General features: G+C 63.1%; 16 protein-coding genes. 6 read left to right on the forward strand and 10 right to left on the reverse strand.

Annotated features, from left to right (window positions below):
- The 4 genes from AC0J5Z_RS03240 to AC0J5Z_RS03255 all read right to left on the reverse strand — a co-directional run bounded on the left by AC0J5Z_RS03240 (position 1) and on the right by AC0J5Z_RS03255 (position 5036).
- The gene (locus tag AC0J5Z_RS03240) at positions 1–594 is read right to left on the reverse strand and encodes a histidine phosphatase family protein (protein ID WP_475037408.1); all 594 of its coding nucleotides are present in this window, start codon (positions 592–594) and stop codon (positions 1–3) included.
- Between the two features lie 109 nt (positions 595–703).
- Positions 704–2353, reverse strand: coding sequence for an amidohydrolase (locus AC0J5Z_RS03245; RefSeq protein ID WP_475037409.1), 1650 nt, complete (start codon positions 2351–2353; stop codon positions 704–706).
- Positions 2350–3579 (reverse strand): serine hydrolase domain-containing protein, encoded by a 1230-nt coding sequence (locus AC0J5Z_RS03250; protein ID WP_475037410.1) that lies wholly within the window; start codon positions 3577–3579, stop codon positions 2350–2352. Before AC0J5Z_RS03250 ends, AC0J5Z_RS03245 begins: the two co-directional genes overlap by 4 nt.
- A complete protein-coding gene (locus AC0J5Z_RS03255) occupies positions 3576–5036 on the reverse strand; it encodes a purine-cytosine permease family protein (protein WP_475037411.1) in 1461 nt (486 codons plus the stop codon). Before AC0J5Z_RS03255 ends, AC0J5Z_RS03250 begins: the two co-directional genes overlap by 4 nt.
- Before the next feature lie 112 nt (positions 5037–5148).
- On the opposite strand from AC0J5Z_RS03255, the gene AC0J5Z_RS03260 reads away from it, so the two are divergent.
- Both AC0J5Z_RS03260 and AC0J5Z_RS03265 read left to right on the forward strand, forming a co-directional pair.
- Complete coding sequence (locus AC0J5Z_RS03260) at positions 5149–5790, forward strand: TetR/AcrR family transcriptional regulator (protein WP_475037412.1); 642 nt, start codon at positions 5149–5151, stop codon at positions 5788–5790.
- Between the two features lie 232 nt (positions 5791–6022).
- Positions 6023–7381 carry a serine/threonine-protein kinase gene (locus tag AC0J5Z_RS03265; RefSeq protein ID WP_475037413.1) on the forward strand — a complete coding sequence of 453 codons (1359 nt, stop codon included), beginning with the start codon at positions 6023–6025 and terminating at the stop codon, positions 7379–7381.
- 64 nt (positions 7382–7445) lie between these two features.
- Here the strand turns inward: AC0J5Z_RS03265 and AC0J5Z_RS03270 are convergent, their stop codons facing one another.
- Positions 7446–8930: a polysaccharide deacetylase family protein gene (locus tag AC0J5Z_RS03270; RefSeq protein ID WP_475037414.1), complete on the reverse strand. Its 1485-nt coding sequence runs from the start codon at positions 8928–8930 to the stop codon at positions 7446–7448.
- An 87-nt stretch (positions 8931–9017) separates the two neighbouring features.
- The gene (locus tag AC0J5Z_RS03275) at positions 9018–10247 is read right to left on the reverse strand and encodes a GAF domain-containing sensor histidine kinase (RefSeq protein WP_475037415.1); all 1230 of its coding nucleotides are present in this window, start codon (positions 10245–10247) and stop codon (positions 9018–9020) included.
- A 78-nt stretch (positions 10248–10325) separates the two neighbouring features.
- Between AC0J5Z_RS03275 and AC0J5Z_RS03280 the strand changes: the two genes are divergently transcribed.
- Positions 10326–11741, forward strand: coding sequence for an MFS transporter (locus AC0J5Z_RS03280; RefSeq protein WP_475037416.1), 1416 nt, complete (start codon positions 10326–10328; stop codon positions 11739–11741).
- Between the two features lie 44 nt (positions 11742–11785).
- On the opposite strand, the gene AC0J5Z_RS03285 is transcribed toward AC0J5Z_RS03280, so the two are convergent.
- On the reverse strand, positions 11786–12307 hold the full coding sequence (locus AC0J5Z_RS03285; RefSeq protein WP_475037417.1) for an isochorismatase family protein: 522 nt from the start codon (positions 12305–12307) through the stop codon (positions 11786–11788).
- Positions 12308–12465: 158 nt separating this feature from the next.
- Between AC0J5Z_RS03285 and AC0J5Z_RS03290 the strand changes: the two genes are divergently transcribed.
- From AC0J5Z_RS03290 to AC0J5Z_RS03300, 3 genes are read left to right on the forward strand one after another with little or no spacing between them, the layout of a single operon-like run.
- The gene (locus AC0J5Z_RS03290) at positions 12466–13017 is read left to right on the forward strand and encodes a DJ-1/PfpI family protein (RefSeq protein ID WP_475037418.1); all 552 of its coding nucleotides are present in this window, start codon (positions 12466–12468) and stop codon (positions 13015–13017) included.
- Positions 12968–13192, forward strand: a complete 225-nt coding sequence (locus AC0J5Z_RS03295) for a helix-turn-helix domain-containing protein (RefSeq protein WP_475037419.1) — start codon at positions 12968–12970, stop codon at positions 13190–13192. The genes AC0J5Z_RS03290 and AC0J5Z_RS03295 overlap by 50 nt, the downstream gene beginning before the upstream one ends.
- A gap of 47 nt (positions 13193–13239) precedes the next feature.
- A complete protein-coding gene (locus AC0J5Z_RS03300) occupies positions 13240–13737 on the forward strand; it encodes a hypothetical protein (RefSeq protein WP_475037420.1) in 498 nt (165 codons plus the stop codon).
- A gap of 79 nt (positions 13738–13816) precedes the next feature.
- Here AC0J5Z_RS03300 and AC0J5Z_RS03305 read toward each other — a convergent pair whose 3' ends face one another.
- The 3 genes from AC0J5Z_RS03305 to AC0J5Z_RS03315 are packed head-to-tail and all read right to left on the reverse strand — an operon-like array spanning position 13817 to position 16688.
- Entirely contained in the window at positions 13817–14821 is a 1005-nt protein-coding gene (locus AC0J5Z_RS03305) for a hydroxyacid dehydrogenase (protein ID WP_475037422.1), read from the reverse strand.
- Positions 14818–15732 carry a carbohydrate ABC transporter permease gene (locus AC0J5Z_RS03310; RefSeq protein WP_475037423.1) on the reverse strand — a complete coding sequence of 305 codons (915 nt, stop codon included), beginning with the start codon at positions 15730–15732 and terminating at the stop codon, positions 14818–14820. The genes AC0J5Z_RS03305 and AC0J5Z_RS03310 overlap by 4 nt, the downstream gene beginning before the upstream one ends.
- Positions 15729–16688 carry a carbohydrate ABC transporter permease gene (locus AC0J5Z_RS03315; RefSeq protein ID WP_475037424.1) on the reverse strand — a complete coding sequence of 320 codons (960 nt, stop codon included), beginning with the start codon at positions 16686–16688 and terminating at the stop codon, positions 15729–15731. Before AC0J5Z_RS03315 ends, AC0J5Z_RS03310 begins: the two co-directional genes overlap by 4 nt.
- Between the last annotated feature and the right edge of the window lie 53 nt (positions 16689–16741).

Below are 16741 nucleotides of genomic sequence, written 5' to 3' on the forward strand. Positions count from 1 at the left end.
TCAGGCCTCGACGTCGGCCGTGACTCGCTCGCCGTTGAAGTACTCCAGCTGCCAACCATCACTCACGTGGTGATGGGCCAGGTTGAGCACCGCGTTCTGCACGCTGTCCAAGGTGCGTCCGATCGCGCGGCTCAGGGTCAGCCGGATCAGGGTTCCGTGCGCCACCACCAGGACCCGCTTGCCGGCAAACTCTTCAGCCAGCTCTTCCAAGGCAGCAATGCCACGGTCAGCGGCGGCCTCGTCAGTTTCGCCACCGCGGAAACCTCCCGGGATGCGCAGGGCCTCCAGCTCGGGGCCAGCCTGAAGTCCTTCGGCCGGACCAAAGCTACGCTCGGTGAGCTCCGGAGCCAGTCGAGCAACCTTGAGGCCCAGCCCCTCCGCAATGATTTCCGCAGTCTCAGCCGCTCGGCCCAGCGGCGAAGACACCACCGCGTCCCATCGTTGGTCCGACAGGAAGGCGACGGCGTCGCGCGCCTGGCCGCGGCCGACGTCGTTCAGCGGAATATCGGTGGACCCCTGCAACCGGCGCTCCGCGTTCCAATCGGTCTGGCCATGGCGGACGAGGGCGAAAGTTGTGAGGGTCATGCCTTCCATTGTGCCTTGCGGGCGTGCCGGACCGCAGTTCCCTGCGTCACGTATGACCCTTATGTCACGTAAAGAAGCGCCCGACGGCGGCAGGTCGCCGTCGGGCGCTTTACTGCGGTTAGTGCCGCCCGGCCTGGTCTGTTTCGTACACAGCCTGGTCCATTTCGTACACGGTTCGCCCGCCCACCACGGTCTGAAGAACCTTTGCTTCCAACAGCACGGCAGGGCTCTCTGCAGCGAGCACGTCCGTGTCCAAGACCACGAAGTCTGCGTACAGGCCAGCAGCAAGCCGACCAATTTCGTGCTCCGCGCCGCACGTCCACGCTGAGTCGCGCGTTGCATGTTCAATCGACTCGGCGAGGGGCAGGGCGAAATCCGGGACGTTGGTTCCGGCGGACGCATCCAGGGCAGAGGCACGAGTTGTGGCCACGTACATATTGGGCAACGGAGCGTGCGGGGACGTGGGGGAGTCCGTGCCAAAAGCCAGCCGTGCTCCCGCATCCGTAATCCATGGCCACGGGAAGCCACGCTCCACACGCTCGTCACCCAGCTTGGCGGCCCAGTTCCCGCTGATGGCGGGATCGGCGTGGACCGGCTGCATGCTCGCGGTGATCCCCAACGCCGCGAGGCGGCCGACGTCGGCCCTGTCCACCAACTCGAGGTGCTCAATCCGGTGGCGGCGTTCGCGGGGGCCGTTTACCGCTATAGCGTGTTCCACGGCGCCGATCGCAATCCGCACGGATTCATCCCCGATGGCGTGCATCGCCACCTTGAGTCCGGCGGCATCCGCCGCCGCCACCACCGGCGCAAGCTCGGCAAGGCTCCAGATCGGTTCGGCGTTCGACCCGTCGGCGTACGGCATTCCGAGGGTGGCCGTGCAGCCGTCGATGGTGCCGTCGATGATGATCTTGATGCCCACCACGCGCAGGAAAGGTGATTCATGCTCGACGGCGAGCGCGGCCGCCCGCTGGACCTGGGCGACGTTTTCCTCAATAGATCCGGTGTTGTTTACCCGCCAATAGGCGATGAGCCGGCTGGTCAGCGTCCCATTCTTGTCGGCGCGCTTGAAGGCCTCAAGGTCGGTCTCGTTGAAGCCCATGTCGCATGCGGTGGTGACGCCGGTTTCGCGGTAGGCCTGTTGGACTGCTGCGATGCTGGCCGAGTGCTCATTTTCGCTGACTTGGGAATCCAGGAAGGGGAGCACCATGTCGTAGAACGCATTCTCGTCGATGTAGCCCGTGGGATGGCCGTCGGCGTCGCGTTTAATGGTGCCGCCGTGGGGGTTCCGGGTCTGGTCGTCTATGCCGAGTTCAGCCAGCGCCGCTGAGTTCACCCACACTGAGTGGAAGTCGTACGCGAAGGCATAGACGGGCTTGTCCTGGACCACGGCGTCGAGCATCGCAGCGTCCGGGACGCCGCCGGGAATGGCTCCGTGCAGCCACCCGGTGGCCAGGATCCGGTCAGCGTCCGGGCGCTCGGTGGCCCGTGCCTTGATGCGTTGCTGGATCTCGTCCACGGACTTGGCGCCCCACAGGCTGACCTGTCCCAAGGCCTCGCCGGTGCCAACCACGTGGGCGTGGCCATCAACGAAACCGGGCACTACCAAGCGGCCCTCAAGGTCAATACGCTCTGCGTCCGGGCTTAGACGGGCCGCAGTTTCGGCGTCCCCCACGTAGAGAATGCGTCCGCCTTGGACGAGCAGGGCCTCCGCCCAGCGGCGGGTATCGGAGGTGAAGATGCGGGCGTTGGTATAGAGCTGAGTGGTCACGCTGCGTTTTCCTTGCTTTCTGTTCCTATGTGGTTTGCGTCGTTAGGGATGTTGCGGTCAGGGGTGTCACAGTCCAGTGCTTGGCTGACATCGAGGAGCAGTTGGCCATGAAGTTCGTGGAGGTGCTCGCTTTCCGGCTCCGGCCAAGTGGACATCTTCACGATCACGGTATCGGTGGCAGGATCGAGCCAGAGGTATTGGCCATGGATGCCAATGCCAGTGACGTTGCGGCGATCGTTTCCCGTGCACCACCACTGCCGGGTGTAGGAACCGCGGGGGTGAAGGGCCGTGAAGGAGGAATCGGCCATAGCGTCAGGGTCCCCACCAGCCAGGATGCTTTCGATCCACGCTGCGGACACCACCCTCCCGCCTGGACCTTTGCCGCCGTCGAGCATCAACTGTCCCACCCGCGCGAGGTCGCGGGCGGTGCAGGAGACCCCGCCGTTCGCGAAGCCGAAGCCGGCGGGATCGACGGTGATGGTGGCGTCCCGGTCTGCGTGGAGCTTGGACCACAAGTATTTGGACAGAGCCTCTGAGTAGCGGAGGCCGGTCACGCGCTCGATCACCCATGCCAGGACGTCCGTATTCGCGGAAGAGTACTGGAAATGGCCCACTGTGCCGTTGCCCGTAAGGGTGGTGAGGAACGCGTACGTGTCCTCAGGATCGCCGTCCTTGCGGGTGCGCCAGCCGGAGGAACGGTCGTGGGTCTGCACCTCGGAGGCCGGATCCATGTAGTCCTCGCTGTAATTGAGGTGGATGGCCATATCGAGCACGTGCTGGATGGTGGGTCCGGCGTAGGCTGATCCGACGAGTTCGGGCACGTAGTCAACCACTCGGGCCGATGGATCAATGTCCCCTGAATCCACCAGGGCTCCGACCACCAAGCCGCACATTGATTTGGAAATGCTCATGACCAGATGACGATCATCCGGGGCGAAGCCTGTGCGGTAGTACTCCGCGATCACCTCGTTGCGGTGCAGGACCAGGAAAGCGTCGGTGTATGTCTCCTCGAGGCGCTGCGTAAGCTCCGGCAGCTTAAGGGCGTCCAACCGTTCAGTAGCCCCAACCGGGGTGGCCGGGAAGCGGCGGGTGATTGCCGCCGTCGGAAGTAGTTCGCCAAGGTGCGCGAACGTCCAGCGGTTGTGTGGTCCCACCTGCCAGTTGTCGAGTGTTGGTTGCCCGGCAGCGCCGGTGTAGCGGGCGGGGTGGGGTCCGGTGGTGGTCATGCGTGGGCTCCTTCGGAGGCGGGGATTGGGGTAGGGCGGCGTTTCCCGGCCAGGCGGGTCAATACGATGTACACCCCGGCGGTAACCACCATGGATACCGGGACCGAGAGATCCAGGTATCCCATGGCCGCTGCGATGGGGCCGGTCCACACGGCGTTGGTGAGGAAAAGGGATGCCACGGCTGCACCAAGGACGATTGCGAGAAGTCCGGGGACGTGCCATCCACCCGAGTACCAGAAGGGGCTGCCGGGCTTCTCGTCGAAGAGGTCCTGTCCGCTGTAGCGGTTGCGCCGAAGAATGACGTCCGCGGCGAAGATGGTCATGGTGGGCCCCGAAATGAGGACCAGCAGCTGCAGCATCAGGTTGACGGCGTCCAGCAGGCTGGTGGACATCACCAAGTAGATGGTCAGCGCAGTGCCGATCGCTCCAACGACCACCGCAGAGGGAATGCGGCGGATCGGAACTCCGATGGACTGGAACGCCATGCTGGCCGTGTAGGTGGTCATGCCGTTGAGCGAGATGGTGTTGATGATGACGCCCACCACGAAGATGGGTCCGAGCCAGGCAGGCAGCAGGGCGAGGAGCGCCGATTCGATGCCAAGATCCATTGCTGCGGCGTCAATTCCGGTTGCGAGCAGGGCGCCCACTGATGTGAAGAACATGGAAGGGAGGGCGCCGCCCAACGCTGTGGCCGCAATGATGTGCGAACGCTTGGTGGACTTCGGGAGGTAGCGGGCCAGGTCCGGGCTGTTCGAGTAGGACAGGGGACTGGAGGCGAGGATGGCGAAGCCGATGGTCATCGCAGACCACAGTGGCGCACCCTCCAAGGGCGCGGGTGCAGAGTAGCCCCACTGCACGTGGGGCAGGACGAACGCCGTAACCAGCAGGAAGATTGCAAGCAACACGGAGGCCACCACGGGGTAGCTGCGCAGGATCAGGCTGTGGCCGAACACCGCCACGAGTACGGTGATGGCGGCAACCACGATGGTGACGAGCACGGGTGCGAGGACGGGATCCGTGAAGCCAAGCTGGGCCAGAAGTTCGGCGCCCATGAACGAGGACGCGAGCCAGTTGAGCGCCAGGAAGACGGCCGAGATGAACCAGCCGAAGAAGGCGACAACCACCCTGTTCCCGCGGATTCCGTAGATGGCCCGGGTGATGACGGAGCCCGAGGTGCCTGCAGCCGGGCCGCTGGTGGCAACGATGCCGGTGAGGATCCACGGGAGGCTGCCAGCGATGATCACCAGGAAGGCCTGCCAAAGCTCCATGCCCAGCAGGATCAAAGACGCGCCCACCGTGAAGTTCAGGACGCTGACGTTGGGCGCCGCCCAGACCGGGAAGAGGTCCCGGGCACGGCCGTGGCGCTCGGACGTTTCAATGAGTTCAATGCCGCGTTTTTCGGGGTGGGCAAGGGGTTCGGGGTAGCTGACCGCATCGGTCGTATGGGGCTGGGACAACGCTGTTCCTCTCGGGCAAGGACCGGCTCGCAACGTTGGGAGACCGGCCCAGGGACACTATTGGTCGCATGACCAACGTGCTATTGGTCACTAATCCAATAGACTGGTGGGCATGGTGTCAAGCCCCGCATCCCAACGCGTCCGAAAGTTACCTGATGAGCGCCGGGCCGAGATTCTGGCCGAAGCTGCTTCAATTGCGCTGAATGAGGGGCTGGAGCGGATCACCCTCCGCGCCGTAGCTGACCGACTCGGGGTACGGCCCGGACTGATCAGCCACTACTACCCGGCCGCTGAGGACCTGGTGATCGCGGCCTTCGTCCTCGCCGTTTCGGAGGAGCGGGAAGAGTTGTTTCCCGACGGCGGGACTCCCCTCGAGCGAATGGCCCACCTCATCTCGCGCATCGAAGGGAATGGCGCAATCGAGCTCACGAGGCTGTGGCTCAATGCCCGCCATCTATCCCGTTTCATTCCGGCGTTGTCCGAGGCGTTGCTGGCGCAGGAGTATCTGGATAGGACGCGGCTGACCGCCCTCATTGAGGATGGTGTTACCTCCGGTGACTTCGCCGTGGATGATCCGTTCGCAGCCTGCATCCGGATTTGGGTGGCCATTGACGGCGTGGGCTCCTACGTCAACAACGCCGGGTCCTTTGATTACGAGGCGTTCACGCGGTTCGTCACGGACGTGGCTGAATGGTCGCTGGGCGTATCCGCGGGCGAGCTTCGCGGGGCTGTGGACCAACTTTACGACGCCTGATTCCGGGAGTCGCAGCAGCGCCACATTGCCCTCCCCACTGGTTAATCAGTATCCTGATGACTTATCTGGTGTAACCGGATGATGCTGTTTAGGCTGTTTGCCTGGGCCGCCAGGGGCTGAAGCAGTCGGCCGCCCGGCCATCGTGAAAGTTTTGATTGACGGCATTGCTTGGTACGTCGGACGGTGGGGTTTGGTCCGGTGCATCCAGTGGGCCTGAAGGGCGTGACCATTCGTGGGCAACAATGAAGAGGCCGTGGGCTCCCGCGTCCCCGATTCCATCGACGACACACTGGCCGGTCGTTACCAGCTGGGGCCTGTCCTGGGCAGGGGCGCCATGTCCACTGTCTACCGGGCAACGGACCTGCTGCTCGGCCGCGACGTGGCCATCAAGATTTTCCTTCCGGGCTCGGCTGATGACTCCTTCCGCGGCCGACAAGAGAACGAAATGAGGCTTCTGGCCGGGTTTGACCATCCCGGACTCGTGGCCGCCTTCGACGCGGGCGTCGATACTCGGAACGACGAAGAACGTGCCTTCCTGGTGATGGAACTCGCTGAGGGCCGCGACCTGCGAGCCGTGTTGTCGGACGGACCACTCACCGTTCCGGAAACTGCCCGCATAGGCATCCGGATTGCTGGAGCGCTGTCCCAAGTCCATGAACACGGTGTCATCCACCGTGATATCAAGCCTGCCAACATCCTGGTCTCCGACGGCGACGGATTGGCGCAAACCGTGAAGTTGGCCGACTTTGGCGTCGCGCTGGTGATGAACGACAACCGCCTCACCGCAACAGGTTTCACCGTTGGCACCGCGCAATACCTGAGCCCGGAGCAGGCGCAGGGTCTGTCATTGACTCCCGCAAGCGACATCTACTCGCTGGGCCTGGTACTCCTCGAGTGCCTCACCGGTCGGGCTGAGTACCCGGGGACGCCTATCGAAACGGCGTCAGCCCGACTCCACCGGGCGCCGCAGGTCCCCTTGGAATTGCCCGGTCCGCTGCGAGAGCTCCTCGAGGCCATGACGGACATGGATCCCGAAAATCGCCCAACGGCACAGCACGTCGAACACGCGCTCGCCGAAGAAGGAATTCAGGCGGGGCGAAGGACTGCGCTCTTGCCTCCTGTGCCATCCCGGCCGCCGCTACGCGCGGCAACCAAGAGGGAAACCACCGTTTCCAGTCTCCGGGACTTCAGTAAGCGACGACCCAAGACCGTTCGGGGTGTGGCCGCGGCCGCGATAACCATACCGCTCGCTTTGCTCGTCCTCACCCAAGGGCTTACCCCGACGAGCAACACCGCGGATCCCTCGCAGCCCGTGGACACCGGCGTTTCCCAGGCGGAGCCACAGCCGACCACGCCGGCTGGCCCGGCACAGCAGGTCATCCCAGCCCCCGTTGTGCCCGCACCTGCCGAGGCTGTGCCAGCGGAGGTGGTCAATCTTCCGGAGACCACGCAGACGGAGTCGGATCCTGTCATTCAGGCGCCGGAACCAGCGCCCGCTGTGGTGCCGGGCCAGGACATCGCCAACAAGAAGAGTGATGGCAAGAGCGAGAAAAAGCCTGAAAAGGCCAAGGGAAACGGCGAGGGCAAGTAGCCCGGGCAGCGTGAACTGATTCACGACGGCGACCTGCCGCCGTCGTGCGTTTTGTTCCGTAAGTTCAACGTCCCGGATTGCACCCCGGTGCGGAGCCGCGGCACTTGTAGGAGGCGCCCGGCTTCAGGTCGATCCCAGCGAAAAGTTGCGGGAGGGTCACCAAATAGAAGCCCTTGCCTTTGAGCAGGGTGATGAGCTCGTCCTGGCCGTCAACGGTGGAAGCGTGGACGTCATGCAGGAGGATGACCGATCCTGGCTTGACCAGACTCATGATCCGGGGGAGGAAAACCGCCTTGTTCTTTGACTGCCAGTCCAGGGAGTCCACATCCCAGATGATCTGCGGGAGCTCCACGGAGGCGGCAACCGTCTTGTTGCTTGCCCCGTAGGGTGGCCGCATGTACGCCGGCACCACTCCTGTCGCTTTCTCAATGGCGGCCTGGGCTCCTTTGATCTCAGTCGCGACGCCCGCAGGCGGCAGCTTGGTCAGGTACGGGTGGCTCATGGTGTGGTTTGCGATGGTGTGCCTCGCCGCCGCCACCGATTTTGCCACCCCTGGATTGGCTCTGACGTATCCGCCCTGTTGGAAGAAGGTGGCAAGCACTTTGTGCTTTTCGAGTATGGCCAGAAGGCGGGTGGTTTGGGCGTTGGGCCCGTCGTCGTAGGTAAGTGCAGCGCAGGCCACGAGGTCGCAATTGATGTGCGCCAAGCCGGGGACCGGCTGAGGGGCGTTGAACGGGGCTCCGGCGATGACTGCGGTACGCAGTTTTTGGCCTGCGGGGGAGATGACCCCGGTGGTGGCCTGCGCGTTCAAGTTCACGGTGACAGAGCCCGGCAGGTCGGCGCCTGTCCCGGGGTCCCGGTGGATGGTGATGCTGAGATCCCCGGCGGACGTAAATGCGACGGCGGCGAGCAACTCTGCATCGGAAACGGAACAGGTTGTCGGGGCCGGGGATGGGGCCGGAGTTTGGGCCGGGAACGCAGGACCGCTGGCTTCCCCGAGTATTGTCCGTAAAGTGCCTGTCCTGGCCGGGTTGATCAACGTGGCACTGCCAGTGACAACACCTGTGCTGAGGTCCTCGTAGGTGATCTCGTCGATGCGTCCGGTCCGGACGCCCCCGTTCATTGTTGTTTGCACGAACCTGGATCCAACAACGCTCCCGGTGGCCAAGACAATTTCATGGGTGACCGAAACGCCCTCGGCCAGGAGCGCAGCGGGGGTGGCCGGCAACGCTGCGGGTTCATGGCGCCCGCCGGCCCGGGAATCGAAAATGCTCAGCAACCGGGCATCGAGCTTGCTGTTGAAGGTCTCGGCGCCGCTGATGTATTGCCACGTCGCAACCGTGGGTGGGCCGCCTGCCGTGCGCGTTGTCATGTCCACGATGTTGGGAGTCCCCGCGGCGACCTTTGACGGCGCGGTTCCGATGACCGCGATGGCCGGTGGGTCGAGGGACCCTGGCCGCGTCGGCATGGGAACGCAGGCGGCCATGAAGAGCACGATGACTACGAGCGGGATCGTGAACGGTGAGCGGACAGGAGCCGGCCACTTCATCGTTTTCCTCTACCGGAAGTACGAGGTTGTCATGCCTCGAATGATGACAGGCGCAAGGCCAGGGAAACGGGAGACACCCCGGAGCGGCTACAGACCGGCTGGAAAGCTGACCGTGACGGTGGTTCCGCCGCCGGGGGTTTCAGCCAGGGTGAGCTCGCCCCCATGTGCTTTGGCGATGCTGCTGCAGGTGGCCAGCCCAAGTCCGGAGCCCGGACCATCGCCTTGCCGTCGCAAACGCACCAAGGGTTCCAGGACTTTGTCGCGATCCTCGGGTTTGATGCCCTTGCCGTTGTCCGCGACGAAGATAGTGGCGCCCTGATAGTTGGACGCTCCACTGATCCGGACGCGGAGTTCGCGATCGGGACTCCGGTAGTTCATGGAGTTGGAGAGCAGGTTCTGCAACAGCGTGCGGAGCTGTCCGCGGTCGGCGTGAAGCCTGAGGTCCTGGACTTCAACCACACCGTCATTCTCGATTCCCAGGTCACGGGCCACTTCTTCGGTGACCTCGCGCAGGGAAACTTGGGTCGGCTGGATTGCACCTCCCACCCGGGAGTAGCTCAGGACGTCCTCCAGCATGCCGAGCATCCGCCGGCCGCTGGCGCCGATGCGGTCCAAGTATTTGGCCGCAGTGCTGGCAGGCTCGACATCGGGATCGTCTTCCACCAGCTCCACATAGCCAAGGATGGTGGTCAGGGGAATCCGTAGATCGTGGCTGACACGGCCGGCAAATCCAGCCAGCTTTGCGTTGCTGTCCTTGAGCTCGGCATAAGTGCGGTCGAGTTGAACTGTTCGATGCTGGAGTTCCAGGAGCTCAACAACCTGCTTTGCCAAGACCTCCAGCATGCTGATTTGTTCGGGACGCAGCTCTTTGGTCTTGTCGGAGAAAACGCACAGGGTTCCGGGCACGAATCCGGACTCCGTTTGTAACGGGACGGACGCATAGAAGCGGACGTGACCGATTTCGCCGGTGACAAAGGGACTGTCCGCAAAGCGCGGATCCTTGGAGGCGTCGGCCACTACGGTCCTCTCGCGGGAGAGGAAAACCTTGGCGCACATGGAATCCTCGCGCGAGCAGACGCCAGGGTCCACACCCCATGCGCCGATTTGGTGCTGGTACTCCGCACTGATGATGTTGACCACGCCAAAAGGAGCGCCACACAGCTCTGTCGCCAGCCGCACGAGGTTTTGGAGCGCGCTCATCACGGCCGCATTGGGAAGAAGAGTGGAATCCACTGCAGGGTCCAGGCCATATTCCTGTAATGCCAAGTCCCGGCTGATGTCATCAGTGAAGGACAGCTGCCCCTGAACTTCCGTCATGCTATTACTCCCCCAAGCGTCTTTCGGATTCCTTGCCGATACTACCGGGACGCTGGCGGGGGTGGTTTACTGGGACGCATGACCGAGCAGGAACCGGCCCCGGCCGTGTCTACTGACAATATCGATCTATCTCAACGAACTCCCGCGCAAAGATCCCGGACCTTCACGGGGATTCTGGTGAACACCGCCCTCGCGAACATCACCACAAGCTATCTTTGGTTCGCCCTGACGTTCTGGGTGTACTTGGAGACGCGCAACGTCATTGCCACGGGGGTGATCGGCGGTGCGTACATGCTGCTGATCGCCCTCTCCAGCATCAGTTTCGGAACCTTCGTGGACCGCTACCGGAAGCTGTCGGTGATGCGCTTCGCCGCAGTCTTCACCCTGGTGATGTTCGTCCTTTCCGGCATCATGTTTCTCCTGACACCGGTGACGGCATTACTCGACCTGACGCAGCCGTGGTTCTGGATCTTCACCATGATCATCCTGATCGGCGCGGTGGTGGAGAACATGCGCAACATAGCCCTTTCCACCACGGTCACCATCCTGATCGAACCTGACCGACGGGCCAACGCCAACGGACTCGTGGGCATGGTGCAGGGACTCATGTTCATCGTCACCTCGGTGCTGTCAGGGTTGTCGGTGGGGTTGCTGGGCATGGGCTGGACGGTCGTGGTCGCCTTGGTGCTCACTGCGCTGGCGTTCGTACACCTGCTCACACTGCGTTTGCCGGAGGAAGTGCGCGCAGCTGCCTCCGATGCGCAGGGCGGGTTCGACCTGCGTGGATCATGGGCTGCGGTGATGGCAATTTCAGGTCTGTTCGCGCTGATCCTCTTCTCGACGTTCAACAACTTCATTGGCGGCGTCTACATGGCGTTGATGGACCCTTACGGCCTGGAAATGTTCTCGGTGGAAATCTGGGGAACTGTCTTCGCGGTGGGTGCCACAGGGTTCATTGTGGGCGGTGCGCTGATCGGGAAGTTCGGACTCGGGTCCAACCCCTTGCGGACCATGCTGATCGCGGTGGCCTTGATGGGGCTCCTCGGCGCGGTGTTCACACTGCGTGAGTGGGCTTGGCTCTACATCGTGGGCATCTGGCTCTATATGGCTCTGGTTCCCGTGGTGGAGGCCGCTGAACAAACAGTCATCCAAAAGGTAGTGCCACTACCTCGGCAGGGCAGGGTGTTCGGTTTCGCCATGGCGTTCGAGTCTGCGGCAGCGCCAATCACCGCGTTCCTCATCGCGCCGATCGCCCAATTCTGGATCATTCCCTACGCCCGCTCCTCTGAAGGCGGAGCCCAACTTGAGCCATTGCTGGGTGAGGGGATCTCCCGCGGCATCGCCCTGGTGTTCCTTGTGGCCGGCATCATCATGATCGCCGTGGCGTTGATCGCCTTCCTGACTCCGGTCTACCGCCGCGTGTCTGCCACCTATGCGCAGACAGCGGTGGAAGAACAGGAAAGCCAGAATGCGGACTCGCCGTCCTCACATTGAGGGGTCGTCCTCACATTGAGGGGGCGACGACAATCCAGACCTGATCACGACGCTGCGTGCAGTGCGGCCCCCGCCATGGCAGAGCTGCCCAGATCGCTCTTTTCCAGAGCCTGCCCGGACTCGACGGCTTTAGCCCAGGCTTCGGTGGGCGCAACAGCAGCCCAGTTGGAGTTCAACAGCGCCATCAGGGTGGTGTGCACGGTCTTCGCATCAGCGGTTCCTGCGCCGTTGCTGAGATTGATGGCGCCAGTAGCATCTGAGAGTACTTCGGTGGCAAAGCCGAGAAATTCTGCCTCAACGGCCGAGGCCAGAATGCAGTTGTTGGTCATGTAGCCCACCAAGGTGACGGTGTCGACGTCGTGCTGACGCAGCCAAGCGGCAACGTCGGTGCCGGCGTAGACCGAACCGTAGTGCTTGACCACCTCTAACCATGAACCGGTCCTGCGGGCTTCCACCTCGGGGTGCAGGTCATATTCCGCTGTTCCCGGGGCGAAGACGGGTGCGCCTTCTCCTTCGCTGTGCTGGATTACCGCGATGGGGATGCCGGCGGCGGTTGCAGCGTCCATAGCCTTCACAATCATCTGAAGTGACTCTTGGGTGTTGCGGGTACTGAATTTCCAGTGGCCCGCTGAAGTACTGCTGCTGGACATCGACAAGGACAAGGGCGCGGCGGGCTGTGCTCATGGTGTTCTCCATTAGGGGATGTTGGGGGACTCTTCCATCTTTGGTCGCTCGCCAGGGATTGGCTGAGTGGACTACCGTTCTGTTCTCTGACCGGGCGGGCCACGTCCAAACGGCCGAGGGCTACTTGCTGGGTCAAGTCCAAGGACCCTCGACGGCGGAACGGGCCGACGTCGTGGTGGTGCCCTCCTGGTTCGACGACGGACGCGAGCCCAGCGAAGCCCTCAGCAAGGTCCTCCGGCAAGCCCACGGCAGGGGTGCAACCATCGTGGGTCTCTGCCTGGGAGCTATCCCGGTTGCCGACGCCGGTCTGCTGAACGGCCGTTCTGCCGTGACGCACTGGCAAGCCTTTGATTCGCTTGCCGTCCGGCACCCGGACGTCTCCCTCGACCAAACAGTGTTGTACATCGATCATGGGGACGTGTTGACCTCTGCCGGTACAGCCTCGGGACTCGACGCGTGCCTGCATGTTGTGAGGGGCCGGTTGGGGGCGGAGGCAGCCAACCAAGTGGCACGAAGCCTGGTCATTGCTCCACACCGTGAAGGTGGGCAGGCCCAGTACATCGAGCATCCCCTTCCGCACCCGCCGGCTTGATGCTGCCCGCCGACTGTTGGAGACCACCGACTTGTCCATTGACCAGGTAGCAGCTGATTGCGGTTTCGGCAGCGCCGTGACCCTCAGGCAGAACTTTGCCAGCGCTTTTTCCACGTCGCCCACGGACTATAGGGGTCGCTTTACCGCCCCTGCCGCCCCGGAACTGCTCGAATAAAATCGAACGCTCTATACCTCGGACAGGAGGTGTGGAATTATCGGCGAATGGACCAATATCTGTGGGTGTTGAAGCAAGATCAACTTGATTTGATTCGCGAATTGGAGCCAGCCAGGCTTGAGCTCCTCGACGAGGAAGGCCTACTCGAACTCCATAAACGGGTACGGCGGGCCCGCAACAAATACACCACGAATTATCGGCGCAAGGCCGCAGACGAAGTGCTGGAGGCTGGGGGTCGCGGAGCCGCAGCCAACAAGTCGGACAAGGCGCGGGCCCGGGCCCTGGTGTTCGAGGAAGCGCTCTCCATCGTGAGCACCGAGCTCGCCAGGGTGGCCCATGAGGCCGCCGAAGAACTCAAGGATGAGCGCCTGGAACGCGCCAGCGCTGGAAAGTCGACCGGGCCGGAAACCTCCGCCTCGGGAACCAAGTCCAATACCGGAGCGGGTCGGGCACGGTCCCACCGGAAAACCACCGGCGGAGTGAAGCGGGAAGCCTCCAGCCGGTCGCAAGGCGCCCAACGACAAGCCAAGAAGGACGCGCGCTAAGCCGGAAGCAAACAGCAGCAAACGCACGACGGCGGGCGGTCGCCGTCGTGCTTCTGCCTCAAGAGCCCTGCCAGGGCGCCTAAGCCGTGTGGGCCAGGTCCTCTTCCTTCACGCCGAACCGCAACTCCTCCCCGCGGGACAGCCGCAGAGCCTCGCCCACGGCGCTCGCAGCCATGCGCTCGAGTTCGTTGCCTAACGACCCCGCCACGTGGGGTGTGAGCAGCACGTTGGGGTGCGTGTACAAGCGGGATTCGGCGGGCAGCACCCATGGCGTGGTGACGTCCAGGATGGCGTAGAGATCACCTTGTTCCACCCGGGCAAGCAGCGCGTCCTGGTCCACCAGCTCGCCTCGGGAAGTGTTGATGAAGGTGGCGCCGGGCCGCATCCGCTCGATCTGTCCGGCGTCGATGAGGTTCTTCGTGGAGGGTAACGACGGCGCGTGGAGGCTGACGACGTCACAGCCCGCCACGAGTTCGTCCAAGCTGACAAGCCCGACGCCGAGGCCGGCCGCTTCAGCGGGGGACAAGTAAGGGTCGGCCACCATGACGTCCAGTTCATACGGAGCAAGCAGCCGAATGACATGCCGGCCGATCTTTGACGCACCAATGATGCCGACGCGCTTCCGGTAGTTACCCATGTCCGGAAAAAGCTGCTCCGCAAGGACGTCCGTCCGCGTGGTGTGCAGGGCCCGGGCGATCTGAAGGACGCGTTTATTGGCCAGGATGATCATGGCCACTGTGTACTCAGCCACCGGGATGGCGTTGGCGTCTGCGGCGGAGCTGACCTGGATGCCGCGCTCCCAGCAGGCATCGCCGATGTGGTGTTTCACGCTGCCCGCGGCGTGCAGGACGTAGCGCAGGCGCGGTGCGGCGTCGAGGACATCGTCGTCGATCATCGGACAGCCCCACCCGGTAATGAGGATGTCCGCTTCTGCGAGCAGCTGCAGCGAACGCGGTGATGTGAAGTCTTGGATCGGCTCCCGGCTCAGCAGGGTTAGTGCGGGCTCCAACGGGTCCAGGCTCCGCGGTGGAAACACAGCCCGCGCGGTGTGGGACGGCATGGCCAAGGCAACGTTCAAGCTCACTTAACACTCCCTGCGGTTAGTCCGGACTTCCAGAACCGCTGCAGCATGATGAACGCCAGCAGCAGCGGGACAATCGAAAGCAATGAGCCTGTGATGACCATCGGCGTGAACTCGGGCTGGGGGATGGAATATCCCTGCCAGATGGAAATGCCGACGCTGACGGGGAGAAGCTGTTGGTCCTGGAGCATCACCAAGGGGAGCATGAAGTTGTTCCACACGCCCACAAACTGGAACAGGGCGATGGTGATGTAACCGGGCATCATCATGGGAAGGCCCAGGGAGAAGAAGGACCGGATAGGTCCCGCGCCATCAACGCGGGCGGCCTCAAGGGTTTCGGCCGGGACGTACGCCGCTGAGTAAACCCTGGCCAGGTACACGCCGAACGGGTTGCACAGCACAGGGATGAGGATGGCCCAGATGGTGTTGGTGATGCCGAAGACGGAGGCCAGCAGATACATGGGCAGGACCGTGGCCGTGTTGGGAATCAGGACGCCCACCAGGACTATGCCGAAGAACGAATCCTTCCCACGGAACTGGAACTTGTCGAACGCGTAGCCGGCCATGACGGAGATCAGGCCGCCCAGGATCGCACCAAATGCTGCATAGAACATGGAGTTGGCCATCCATCGGAGGAACAACCCGCCGTCCTGGTTCAGGACCGCCATCATGTTTTCCAGGAACGCCGGCTCACCGAAAGCGTAGGCAGCTGTTCCATAGAGGTCCGCGGTGTTCTTGGTGGAGGCGAAGAACAGCCACACCACGGGAAGGACCATGTAGGCGCAGCCCAGGATCAGCAGGGCGTTCACCGTGAAGCTGCTTCCGAAACCGCCGGCACGGGCAACCGGCCTGCGGCGCTTGGGCGGCAGGGTTGAAGTTGAGGTCCAGGGTGGGGACAACGTTGGGGTGCTCATGCTTTGTTCATCCTTGAGCTGAAGCGGGTAACGGCCCAGGACAGCACGGCAGCCATGAGCGCGATGATGATGGAAGCAGCTGCGGCCTGGTTGAGGTTGTGCCGGTTGAACGCGGCGTCGTAGGCCCACATATTGGGCACCCAGGTGCTGGTGACTGATGCTGTGGCCTTGGAGATGATGGATGGTTCCGTGAACAGTTGGAGCGTGCCGATCACGGTGAAGAGCATGATCACGCTCAATGCCGGGAGGATCAGGGGCAGCTTGATGCTGATGGCCGCCCGCATTTCGCCGGCACCGTCCACGCGTGCGGCTTCAAGAATTTCCCGGGGAACGGCTTGCAGCGCGGTGAAGAGCACAATCACGTTGTAGCCCGTCCACTCCCACACAGCGATGTTCACAATGGACGGCAGGATCAGCTGGTTGTCCAGGAAGTTCAGCGACATTCCGCCCGTTTCGAGGGCCGAGACAATCGGGCTGACGCCAGGGGTGTAGAGGTACGCCCAGATCAGTGCGGCAATGACCCCGGGAACTGCGTGGGGGAGGAAGACCAGGAGCTGGAAGAGCTTCCGTGCACGGGCTACGGCAGCATCGAGCAGGAGTGCGAAGGCCAGGGCGCCGCCCACCATGCAGGGGATGTAGAGCAGGCAGTACAAGGCGAGGCGTCCGATGCCGCCCACGAAACTTTCGGACTGCAGGACCTGCAGGTAGTTTTCCAAGCCCACGAACGCGGTCTTTGCCTCGCCAAAGCCCAGCCCGGACTTTTGCTGTGCGAAGAAGCTCAGCACAATCGCGTAAATGACGGGGGCAACCATTGCGAGAGCGAAAATCGTGAAGAAGGGGGTCAGGAACAGTGCAGCGGTGCGGCCCCCGGTTCCGGACATCGCGCGGGGTTTGCGTTGGGCACGGGTTTTGGGTTTGAGGGTGCTGGACGGCTTGGTGGGTACTTGGGTAACCATGATTAGTCTCCTCGCTGGCAGGGCGGCCCGTGGATATGGACCGTCCTGCCGTG

This window comes from Paenarthrobacter sp. TRD_SC_7, assembly GCF_056156245.1.

Excerpts from the sequence above, each read along its gene's own strand:
- AC0J5Z_RS03240 (WP_475037408.1), bottom strand. The coding sequence starts at position 594 with ATGGAAGGCATGACCCTCACAACTTTCGCCCTCGTCCGCCATGGCCAG.
- AC0J5Z_RS03250 (WP_475037410.1), bottom strand. The coding sequence starts at position 3,579 with ATGACCACCACCGGACCCCACCCCGCCCGCTACACCGGCGCTGCCGGG.
- AC0J5Z_RS03260 (WP_475037412.1), top strand. The coding sequence starts at position 5,149 with ATGGTGTCAAGCCCCGCATCCCAACGCGTCCGAAAGTTACCTGATGAG.
- AC0J5Z_RS03270 (WP_475037414.1), bottom strand. The coding sequence starts at position 8,930 with ATGAAGTGGCCGGCTCCTGTCCGCTCACCGTTCACGATCCCGCTCGTA.
- AC0J5Z_RS03275 (WP_475037415.1), bottom strand. The coding sequence starts at position 10,247 with ATGACGGAAGTTCAGGGGCAGCTGTCCTTCACTGATGACATCAGCCGG.
- AC0J5Z_RS03280 (WP_475037416.1), top strand. The coding sequence starts at position 10,326 with ATGACCGAGCAGGAACCGGCCCCGGCCGTGTCTACTGACAATATCGAT.
- AC0J5Z_RS03285 (WP_475037417.1), bottom strand. The coding sequence starts at position 12,307 with ATGGACGCTGCAACCGCCGCCGGCATCCCCATCGCGGTAATCCAGCAC.
- AC0J5Z_RS03300 (WP_475037420.1), top strand. The coding sequence starts at position 13,240 with ATGGACCAATATCTGTGGGTGTTGAAGCAAGATCAACTTGATTTGATT.
- AC0J5Z_RS03310 (WP_475037423.1), bottom strand. The coding sequence starts at position 15,732 with ATGAGCACCCCAACGTTGTCCCCACCCTGGACCTCAACTTCAACCCTG.
- AC0J5Z_RS03315 (WP_475037424.1), bottom strand. The coding sequence starts at position 16,688 with ATGGTTACCCAAGTACCCACCAAGCCGTCCAGCACCCTCAAACCCAAA.